Origin of the sequence: Shewanella sp., assembly GCF_013214165.1 — a bacterium.
In the GTDB taxonomy this organism is placed as follows: Bacteria; Pseudomonadota; Gammaproteobacteria; order Enterobacterales; family Shewanellaceae; genus Shewanella.
In genome coordinates, this window is sequence record NZ_JABSSM010000043.1 from 24,429 (window position 1) to 35,354 (window position 10,926).

The window sequence follows — 10,926 nt, forward strand, 5'->3', positions numbered from 1 at the left end:
TCAATTTGATGTGGGTCGCTGTAAACGGTTTTAATTACTTATATATCCTTCAAAGGTGTTGGGCCTTTCAAGGTATATTGTTGTTATGCAACTCTTATTTTTTCGAGTAATTCGACAATTTCACAATATCTGGTTGGATATAACGTGATTTCATTCATCAAGTCATTGCCATCGACGACTTGAATGCCATTATTATCGGCAAACTTTCTACTCGTGACAGTAACATTGGTCGCATTTGTCACGAAAATCAGCTGTTTGTTTGAAGCATCTTTTAAATAATAATCTTGAGCTTCTAACAGATCTTCTAAGGCACGCTGTGCATTGTAAAAAGCTTTATTGATGTGCTTAATCTGTATGAGGTGTTCACCAGTTGGTGTGGTTAAGACAACATCAGCACCCTGATCTGTAATCGCTTCTGTCAGTATTGTATTAGTGGCATTGGTTTTTTTAGCTAAAGTCAGTGCAACAAGCGCTTCAAACTGTTGCCAATTTAAGCTGGTTAAGCTGTCTTTTATAATGACAGAGTCATGATTTAAACCGTTAACTCCTCCTGGTATGGGTTTGATCTCTTCGGGGGTCACGACGGCATCTTTTAATAATGTTTTGGCCGATAGTAGTTTATGTAGGTTTACATCAAATGATTCAAACTGAGGATGATGAGCAATGGGGACATAAATATTGACGTCTTTTGTCTGTCCAATTCTGTAAACACGGTCAGTAGCCTGTGCTTCTTTTGCTGGGTTCCAGTGTCTCTCTAGATGAATAACATTGTTTGCGCCAACAACTGTTAGGCCAACACCTGCTGCAACTGGTGACATTATGATAATGTTAAATCCACTCTTAGCTTCGAACTCCTTAATCATACTTTTACGAGTAGGGACATTTGCGCGTTTAGATATCGCTTTAGCATCTCCATTGATGACAGACACTTTTTCTAATTTATAAAGCCTAGCTAGTGCAATGCTAAGGAATGCTTGTAAACGTTTATTAACGGCAAAAATGATAACCTTCTCGTTACGATGCTGTATCTCGTTTAACGTTAGAATTACTGAGTTTAATTTGCTTGATTCGCTTAGAAACTGATTAATAGCATTAGCTTTTTGTGGCACATCTATTTGATCTTTGACAAAAAGTTGTGGATGTAAGCTGACGTCCCTGAGTTGTTGTAAGCAGGCTAGGGCTGCATTAGCCCCACCATTATGACTATTGACTATAACTTGTTCATAATGATTAAGTTGGTCATTTACCATTACTGAACCAAGCTGTTGTTGATATTGCCAAACAGGGTCATCGTCGAGCCCTACAAAGATGTTTTTGGCTGGTAAATCAGCTAAGTTATCTTCCTTAAGCCTTCTTAGCATTAAAGCGCCCACATCTAAACGCAGCTTTCGTCCAACCTCAGCCCTAATCATGTCGACTTCATCACTTGCAGCAGCCGTTATTGGTGTGACGTATTTATTACGGAAATCTTGATAATTACCTAAGTAACCAGGCATAGCGGTATCAAGCAAACACCAAAAGTCTGCCAAACTATTCTCAACCGGCGTGCCGGTTGCAAGCAGCTTAAATTCTGCTTTTAGGCCCTTGGCTGCACGCGTTTGCAATGTATTGGGACTTTTTATATTTTGAGCTTCGTCAAAGATGACAAATGACCAATCAACTCTGCAAAGTGAGAACTGATAATCTCGTAGTGTTTGATAGGTCGTGATCACTAAACGTTTAGGTTGATCGAGTCGTTCGCTTTGGAAGTTTTTCCCCACCTTTAGCGAATAACGGATATCTGATTCATCTAGATGTCCTTCGCCATGGCTATTTTGATTTTTTGTTTCAGCACTGGCACCGGATATTTTGAACTTGTTAAGGTCTGCATTACTTTGCAGTATGACAATATCGGTGAAAGGTGATTGATTAAACGTTATCTCTACTTCGTCTTTCCAGTTCTCGAGTAGGCTTAAAGGCGCCACTATGAGTACAGGTTTTGAGTCTGTACCAGAGACAGAGTTGAGCTGAAAGTAATGTGATACCGCAGATAGTGATACGAAGGTTTTTCCTAAGCCCATATCGTCGGCAAGTAGGGCACCAGTTACTTTATTATCCGCAATTGATTTTTGGGTAAGGCCTAAGATCCATTGTACACCTGACCTTTGATGTTCGAATGGCGTCCTTTTATGATTACTCCAATCCAGTGGTTCTTTATAGAGTACTTGTTGAATTTGTTCTTCAAGCTTAGGCGAGGCTATATCTAATTCTTCATCGTTGAGCTCAATATCTACGACATAGGTCTCATTGTCGCTTTCTGGTTCGTTATCAGCTTCATCATTACCATAAGTCGCTTGTGTTAACTCTTCTCGCTTATGTGCTATTTGCTCATTAATAGCCGCTTTATCTCTAATATCCACTTCTCGTGCGTTGAAGTCTAAGATATCAGCACCCGCTTTTACTGCATTGGTGTAAGTTGTTTCAAATTCAGTTAGTTGTTCTGCATCTTTAATAAGAGGCGAAATGTCAGTTGTGGGTGGCAGGCTGAGTTCTGACAGTTGACCGAACCAGTCAATTTGATTTTGATCTTTCTCACCAAAATATGCATGTTTGAATGTTGAAGCACCGTTAACTCGAATGCTAAAACCTGTGTCTAGATCGACCAGAGATGCATCAATATAGGCTTGGGGTGTTTTTAAAAATTGAGCAACTTGTGATTGGGGTATTACTCTGTTTTTGATAATTTCTTGGGTAGCTTTTAGCATTTTTTCATCAAGTAGAATTATCTGATCTTTTACTCTTAATGCAGAGTGATTGCCGTCTTGTATTTGCCCCAGACGGGTACGCATTTCATCAGTGCTACTGGTTTGGCCTAACTGTGGTATTAAGTGAAGATTTCCTTGTGCATCTTGCTCTCCGATCACACTGACTTGCTCAGGAGATACGATTTCTATTTGATTGAAATGAGATAGGTCAATTTCAACACCTGCTAGATTACATTCCTGCAGCTGGTTGATCAGCTGTAGATTATCAAATTCCTCCTTTTTACTTTTCTTGTGTATTGCTAAGGAGGTGAAGACTTTAAGCTGTACGCTATTTAACAGGTATTGCTGACGCTCTGAAAAGAAAAGGAGGGGACCTTTAAGTATGTAGGCACTGGAATACTGCCCTCTATCATCGGTACATTGTAATGACACGCGAAAATTACTTTTACGAACCTCACCTTTAACTCGTGCATTCACTTTACCTTTCCAAACTGAAGGAAGCTGCAGTAGTGCACGTGCTTCTTCATCGAGTCTTACAGCGTGCTCGTCTTCGATAATGAAGCCATTGGGAATGGGCTCCGCTAGCCCTTGCTCAACTAACATATTGAGGAACACATATTGATGTTGAATCCAAGAGGGGGCCTTGAGCTCATTTAGTTGCGCTGTGATCTTATCTGAAGTCGAAAAAGTTAACTCACCGTCATCAGCACTGAATTGGTATCTTTGATCATTATTATTTTTGCCAAGAAGCTGACTGATTAGAGAGTTAAACATCCTTATATCGCTCCATAAAATCTTTTAAATTGTTTGTAATCATTATTAGAGAGTACGTCACTACCTTTGATATCCATACCTAAACCTTTTAATGCCTGTACACCCTCATATTGCCATTTATACTTGGCTGGAGAATGTAATATTTTTGCACTTGGTTTGCATCCTTTCAAAGCCATTTTGGCTGATAATCCACTCGTTAACGCGCTATAGCTAGGTGTAGTTAGGTTGTAATTAAATACAAGTGCATCTTCGTGTAAATGAGGATATATCCATAAGTAGCAACTGTGGCTTCCTTCAATGACATGGGCATTCTTAAGCTTTAGGTAAATTATTGACTTGTCTTGATCACTGACGACCGAATAGCTAGGTAGCTCATTTTTCTTATAGTGGCGTTTTAGGTACCTTTCAGCTTGTCTGGAAAGGTAGAGCCTTGAGTTTTCAACTAGATCTTTTTCAAACACGCCCTCTAAGAAGCTTTTACGTGAAGGGTACATGCGAATTAATTCAGTGTTACCTGAGGTCTTTGAAAAATCTTCTAGTACTTCTAAAAATAGCTTTAGATCCAAACGCGAAAGCCAGCCTATCACTTTTTGAATGCGGGCTTTACCTAGTTTATTCCACCATAACTGGTACTTTGCACTGTTTGAAGCAACCCTTGGATCACCAGCAATAGTCAGGATGACTTGCTCCCAACTTTTGTCTAACTCTTGTGAAGGGGCCCTGTCTATTAAGATCTCTAGTACTTTATGGCCCACTTGCATTGTACGGTCATACTTAGCGGTAAACACATCCCTTTTAATGACTTCATCTAAAATTGGATGTGGCTGATTAACCGGGATTTTTTGTAGTTGTTTAACAAAGTAAATTGAATGGGCATCAGCGAGAAACTTACCACTGGTGTATTGATCAAGTTGGTTTTCTTTCAGTATAGAGTTGAGATCACTTTTCTGCTTGATTGCTGTATTTGCTAACCATTTAGGTCCTTCGATACTAAAAATATGCATATCAGAACGCTCTGATAGGTTTCGGCGCTTCCTGGACTTAATGATCCAATCACCTAAAGCTTCTATTTCATTTAACTGGTCGAATCTTTGATGGAACAAGTTTGTCATTGCGGTGGTGATGAGTGCACTGGGCTTAATTTGTATTGTGTCGATCTGCTGGAGCAGTTGTTTGTTAATTTTAATCTTACTATTTAGCTTGGAGTCATTAATTGCCAATGATAAGGCACGAACCATGAGGTGGTTACTTATCAATGATGGACAAAACTGGTTACCCTGAATGACTTTGGATAGGTGGTTATAGGTTATTTGGAATTCATCACTCGTTTGACCAACATTATCTGTCAGTTTTGATAGTGTCTTAGTATGTTTAGCCATATGGCGCTTAAAGGCGTCCATGTTGACACTGTCGAGAGTAAACTGCGGTAAGCGCAAGTTGATTTCAAACATTAAAATTGCTCTTTTATGCTTTCAATATCTAAGAAACTCGGTTTTTTCACCGTAAAGCGAATATCGATACGTCTATTTTGTTCCATATCGAGTGGAGTTTGTTCTTGTTCGTTTACGCGTCGTGTTGATGAATAGCCACTTACTGAAAATAGCGACTGTCCTTGACTGTTTTTAATTTCATCAAATCTAGGTGTTAAATCGGTTTTATCGTTCCATAGCTCCCACAATGAGATGGCTCTGAATGTCGATAAGCCCCAATTCCCTTTTAGACGAGGAGAGCGACGGCTATCGGTATGGCCTTCTACAAATACAGTATCTAAATAAGTAAATCTCTTATCTTTTAATATTGCTCTATGGATAGTATTACCTATCTCTATGACTGCTTTTTGAGTAGCTTCGTCTTCAGGTATGTCAAATTTGTTCGATTCAAATGTGAGTTGCTGCTCAGGAATACGGAGTACTGTCTCATTTTCTGTGATTTCTACAATGATATTTTTTGCACTTAGTTCATTTTTTATATCATGTAGAATGTTTCGCCGTACCATTTCAGATTTCTTTATTTCTTCAATGGCTTCATCAACTTGGTTCTTGGTTTCAGTTAATTCAAGGATAAGTGCCATCGCCGCAAGGATGAATATGATGAGCAAAGCAGACATAAGGTCAGAGAAGGACATCCAGTAGGGATTTTCTTCATCTATATTTATAGGCTTTCTTCTGAATCTACTCATGCAACTTGTCTACCCGTTTTAGTCTCTATTTCGTCAATCACACTTGAAAGAGCCTTCATTGCTGATGTCATTTGTCCCGTGTATTCAGACGTTTGCTCATTCCATACATTGAGACGGGCTGTAGTTTGATCATTAACATGATTACCATATTCAACCAGTAGGTTATTTAAATGATCTTTTAGTGAAATAACATTTTGCTGTAGCTCATTCAAGTATGCTTGCTGGTGGTCCTTCATCTTATCGAAGCTGCTATCGGCCGAATCAATTATTTGCATTAGGTTATCGGTTATCACGGTGTGTGATTGGTAATCTTCGTTTAACTTGGTTCTAAGGTCTTGCATTCTTTCTGCAGTGGCTTGATTTTGCGCTGCAAGATCTTTCGTTGTATGAACAGCTTCAGTTACTGCACCAGACAACTGATTACCTGCTTCTTTAATGTTACTGCCCATGACATTCATGGAGCTAGCTGCAACGTTTAATTGTTCGCTAGTCAGCTTCATATTTGAAGATGCGTCAAGATTAGAACGTACTGATGCGTCAATACCTTCTTGTAATGCTTTACCTTGTACCAGTAGATTCGAAGTCGCTTGTACTTGGGCTGTGACTAGTTGCTCAACCTGTTTAAGCAGTGACTCTGTACTAGATTTAAGCTCAGTGGTTTGATCCATCAAGGCATTTTGACGAAGGCTTTCTTTTTCTGAGTTATCGTTAATCTGCTTTTCTAAAGCTGTTTGCATTTGCTGCGTCGCTGTAGAAATATTAGCCGACATGTCTTCGCTTATTTGGGTGGTTTGTTGAATGTGCTGACTAAACAGAGTATCCGCTTTATCTCTATTAGTTTTCTCGGCTATGTCTCTTTGTTTAGTTTGTTCTTCGATGTTGCTAAGGTTTTCATCAATAAGCTTAGTTAGCGTTTGTTTTTGTTCATAGCTATGAGCTACCAATTCATTTACTTGATTCTTGATTTGCTCTGCAAGGTCTTTCTCACGAGTACTCGCTTGCGTTTGAGTATGCTCCATCTTAGTCACAAACGATTGCATGGTCTGGCTCATACTTGATATGGCTTCGTTGATTTTACCCGAAGCTGAATCCATAGCAATTCTTTGCTCTTGGCCTTGCGAGCCAAATCCATCCATAAACTTTTCAAGTAGGCCTTCTAAAGCTTGCTGGTTTCCTTCGGATGTTTGATCTACTAATTTATTAATCGCGGGAGCCATTATTTTTTCGAGGCTGGCTTCTAATCCCGTTTGTATTTGCTGTGATGATTCAATGAGGGCTTCTTGTAGTTTGTCACCAATTTTTTCTGCTAGTCCTAGCAATACATCTTTTGACTGCTCACCATCACTGGCAATTCTTACAAGCTGTGATTCAGCGCTGAGCCTCGGAAAAAGTCTATCTAATTGACTTTGGACATTCATTACTCTGGTTCGTGCACGTCGCTCAAGACATTTTTCGATAAAGTTGTAGATCAAACTCAGGGCAACACCGTAAACAGATGTCATAAATGCAACTGCTGCACCATTGATCATTCCACCAATCCCTTCGCGGAGTTGTTCAACACTCGCTCCAGCATCAAGCTGCAAACCACCGAGTCCAAGTTGAAGGCCTACGAAAGTACCTATAACTCCAATTGCGGTTAAAAAACCTGGAACAGCCGCCGCCATGCGACTTTCTGTTGCACCGCGAGCTAAGGTGGTCGTATTGAAGAAGTATTCTGCATCGACAGTGTTATAGAGTGCCTGTCCATTTGGCGTTTCAACTTCGACAAGAGTTTCGTCGAACTCACTCCAGAGGTCATGAACAACGGTGATGGGCTCTGATTTTTCAAGCATATCAGAGCGCTCATGAAGCACTGTAGCTGTTTCTTTACCCTTAATTATTTTTCGTACCAGGCTTGTTCTACGATAAGTCTTAAAACCTGCGTATACAGATAAGCAACAAGCGATTGTAAAAGTAATAATTAATACAAGTACTATGAACGCGCTTAAAGAGGCTGTTGTAGTGAAAACCCCACTTTTTAGTAATTCGAATTGAGGTATTAAGGGGGTAAAATCTAAGCTTGAATTCATGTTTTGCTGCCCATTTGAGGTCGAGAGGTGTCCAAATTGATTTTTTATTGTAGTTTAGCGTAAAAAACATTTCCACATTAACAATAATACTTATTATTTCAATAGTATACATTAACATAATAATACAGAAGTGCCAGTGGGCAATACCCAAGAGCTAACAGCGTATTGTGAACACTATCTTGAAAAACACCGACCGCAAGCGGCGACAAGGATCCGCCAACTGTCATCGATGGCTAGATGGCATTTAAACAAGACCCAGAGATATACCTATTGCAAGACGACAACTAGAGAGTCAACTTAGCGTAAATTAAAACACGCCTCATAGGTTTGTTATTCAATCAGACCTTATATCATCAAGGACAAGCCATACAGGCACTCGCTACGCTCGCATCCATGACAATACAAGGCCTTAAGATGTTTGGTTTCGTATGAGGTGTATGGATCATCCTGCGAAGTTCATAATCCATATAGTCAAATAACAAACGCCCTAATTGACGCGAGACAACATTGATAGTGGAGAATAAAATGGATGTCATGGTTATTATGACTTTCATCCCATATCTTTCCAGCGTGCTTGTTGGCCGGAATCCATTCAATATGGTCTTTCCGGCATGTCTGTTGGCCGGAACCCATTTCTTAGAACGTCAAGACAAGAGCTGGATCCCGGAACGAGTCCGGGATGACCAAAGGAACACGTCCGGGTCGATAATTGCTGCTGGCATGATCGACATTTCCTACTTGCCCCATAGGGATATGGGAAATGTCTGAATGATATCGGGAATATCACAGACCTTGTAGGTCGAAGACATGAAGGAACAAGTCTGGGATAATAAGAGCTGGTACTCAGTGGGCTGCAACAAGCCTAACATACTTAATGTCGCAATATCTCGAGCTCAAAAGCAATTGGAGGCTGTTTAAAAATAGACACATGCAAATTGTTTTTTACTTCATAAGCGTGTAAGTCGGTGATAATAAATTAAAAATATAATCCTAGGTGTATAGATGATTGATATTGAAGAGCTAAAACGACGGGTAGGCTACCAAGATCTTATGGAGCTTGAACAGTTTACTGAGCATGGCGCTGTTAGCCACTTGGTCGTAGAAAAACATGCCGATGCGTCAGCGAAAATCGATAAAAATAAACAAATGAAGCGTTTGCGAGATCACCTGTCAGGACTACCGAATGAACAGCTACTTGATATGCTGATGGAGTCTATAACGAGCAGGCCCAGGGAGTGGGATAAGTGGCAATTTACACTGGCGCTTAAGGACACTAAGCACATGGATCATGGCGGTGCATCAATGCAGAGCTTAACTGATTTGCTCATCAAGGCGCTGCCCGAGAAACAGGTCTGGGATTGGTATCAGGTCAAAGATTATTTTGAAGATGCAGATGATCAATTTGAAATTATTTTTGCCGCGAGCGAGCAATTAATCCTAGATGAACAATGGCAATTTTGTATGGCGGCCATCGAGCGGCTTAATCTGGTCTTAGAGCAGATCGATGATTCTGGTGGTGCGCGTTTTTACATCGAGGGTCAACTTAATGAAAATATTAGCAAACTATTTGAGCAGCTGACTTGGCCTGATGATGATAAGGCGCAATGGTTAGTGGATCAATTGGCCGATGCACGTCTCGATATATTCCCCTGTGTGCCGGAAGACTTTCGCTTTAGCGACGACGTTGAGGTGTTGTTTTTGGCCAAATGCGCTGATCGAGTGCAAATATTTCAACAAGATCGAAACAATACTCATACTCAGATTGAGGATGAGAAAGATAATTGGTCTGGTCGGTATTCACGCCTCATTGCTCCCTTGATCACCAATGCACAGCGCAATGACGATTGGCAAGAACATTGTCGTTTACTTGCCTTAACTGCCAATAGTGCCAGAAATTATTTGCAGATCAGTCAAATTTGCTTAGACAAAGGCGAGGCCCTCGATGCAGAGACTTGGCTCGTTCAAGCCAAAAAATGTGCCAGCGGTGTATATGAACGTAAGCAGTGTGACGAGCATGAGGTGACAGTGTGTCTTGCCTTGGGTGAGCATAGTTTTGCCTGGCAAAAAGCCTGGCAGATCTTTTGTCAATTCCCCAGTTTCGCAGCTTATAGAACGGTGGAAACCTTACATCAACAATTGGGTGAGCCTGATGAGCATTTCTTAGTGGCTGTCGAACGGGTTTTAGCCGATGACTGTGCCGTGTCTTCTAAGACATCTTGGGCGACTAATGACAGTGTGTTGACATTTTATCTATATCAAGAACACATAGAGAAAGCCAGGGAGTGGACGAAAAAACATCAGGCCAGTGACTCAAACCTGATTAAACTGGCTAAGCTAACCTTGTTAATACAGCCTGCCGAAAGCATGGCTTTGCTTCATAGGGTGTTGGCTGTCTTGATAGGTAAAACCAATAACGATGCCTACGGTCAAGCGCTTGATCTACTATTGGAAATCAAAACCTTGATAGCAGCTGGCGTAAACCATGATGTTGCAGAACAAGAATTCGATACTCTACTGCTTGATTTAGTGCAGAAGTTTAAGATAAAACGCAATATGATGAAGCTATTACGCCAGAATTTCCCTCATTGCTTTTAGCATAAATGTGCATCTACTGTTTTTCCGTGGGGCTAGATGATGTCTATTCTGTCGTTCAGCCACGCTCATCCCATGTCTTTCCGGCATGCCTATTGGCCGGAACCCACTCAATACCGACTTTCCGGCATGCCTGTTGGCCGGAACCCATTCCTGAGAACCTAAAGACAAGAGCTGGATCCCGGAACAAGCCCGGGAAGACCAAAAGGAACAAGCCCGGGTCGATAATTGCTCCTAGCATGATCGACATTTCCTACGTCCGTGTAGGTCGAAGACAGCAAAAGGAACGAGTCCGGGATGACGATAAAAAGAAAGGAGTGATGGTAAAAATAAGGAGGGATGACGATAAAAAGAAAGGAGTGACGGTAAAAGGAGGGAGTGATGATGCTTGATCCGTCTACACCTAGGATTACTTGTAATATTTACTTTTAAATTATTTTCTAAATATCTTAAAGCGAGTTCTTAAAATCAGTGTTGATGAGGCGCCTCATTGGCCTGGGTTAGCCCTGCCTGCTGGCGAAATTCAGTGACTATTAGGCTGAACTCACCGCTAATAGTTTTCATCTGT

5 protein-coding genes are annotated in these 10,926 nt (G+C 40.8%); 1 reads left to right on the plus strand and 4 read right to left on the minus strand.

What is annotated here, in order from left to right:
- Window positions 1–83 precede the first annotated feature (83 nt).
- Genes HRU42_RS13200 through zorA form a run of 4 tightly spaced genes read right to left on the minus strand, consistent with a single transcriptional unit; the run spans window position 84 to window position 7,766 of the window.
- On the minus strand, window positions 84–3,518 hold the full coding sequence (locus HRU42_RS13200; RefSeq protein WP_295031793.1) for an SNF2-related protein: 3,435 nt from the start codon (window positions 3,516–3,518) through the stop codon (window positions 84–86).
- A 2-nt stretch (window positions 3,519–3,520) separates the two neighbouring features.
- Window positions 3,521–4,969: an EH signature domain-containing protein gene (locus HRU42_RS13205; protein WP_295031794.1), complete on the minus strand. Its 1,449-nt coding sequence runs from the start codon at window positions 4,967–4,969 to the stop codon at window positions 3,521–3,523.
- Entirely contained in the window at window positions 4,969–5,697 is a 729-nt protein-coding gene (locus HRU42_RS13210) for an OmpA family protein (RefSeq protein ID WP_295031795.1), read from the minus strand. The genes HRU42_RS13205 and HRU42_RS13210 overlap by 1 nt, the downstream gene beginning before the upstream one ends.
- Window positions 5,694–7,766: an anti-phage ZorAB system protein ZorA gene (zorA, locus tag HRU42_RS13215; RefSeq protein ID WP_295031796.1), complete on the minus strand. Its 2,073-nt coding sequence runs from the start codon at window positions 7,764–7,766 to the stop codon at window positions 5,694–5,696. The genes HRU42_RS13210 and zorA overlap by 4 nt, the downstream gene beginning before the upstream one ends.
- 1,002 nt (window positions 7,767–8,768) lie before the next feature.
- On the opposite strand from zorA, the gene HRU42_RS13220 reads away from it, so the two are divergent.
- Window positions 8,769–10,361: a hypothetical protein gene (locus tag HRU42_RS13220; protein ID WP_295031797.1), complete on the plus strand. Its 1,593-nt coding sequence runs from the start codon at window positions 8,769–8,771 to the stop codon at window positions 10,359–10,361.
- Window positions 10,362–10,926: the final 565 nt, after the last annotated feature.

Bases quoted from the DNA above. Each gene is read 5' to 3' on its own strand.
- HRU42_RS13200 (WP_295031793.1), bottom strand. From the start codon at position 3,518: ATGTTTAACTCTCTAATCAGTCAGCTTCTTGGCAAAAATAATAATGAT.
- HRU42_RS13205 (WP_295031794.1), bottom strand. From the start codon at position 4,969: ATGTTTGAAATCAACTTGCGCTTACCGCAGTTTACTCTCGACAGTGTC.
- HRU42_RS13210 (WP_295031795.1), bottom strand. From the start codon at position 5,697: ATGAGTAGATTCAGAAGAAAGCCTATAAATATAGATGAAGAAAATCCC.
- zorA (WP_295031796.1), bottom strand. From the start codon at position 7,766: ATGAATTCAAGCTTAGATTTTACCCCCTTAATACCTCAATTCGAATTA.
- HRU42_RS13220 (WP_295031797.1), top strand. From the start codon at position 8,769: ATGATTGATATTGAAGAGCTAAAACGACGGGTAGGCTACCAAGATCTT.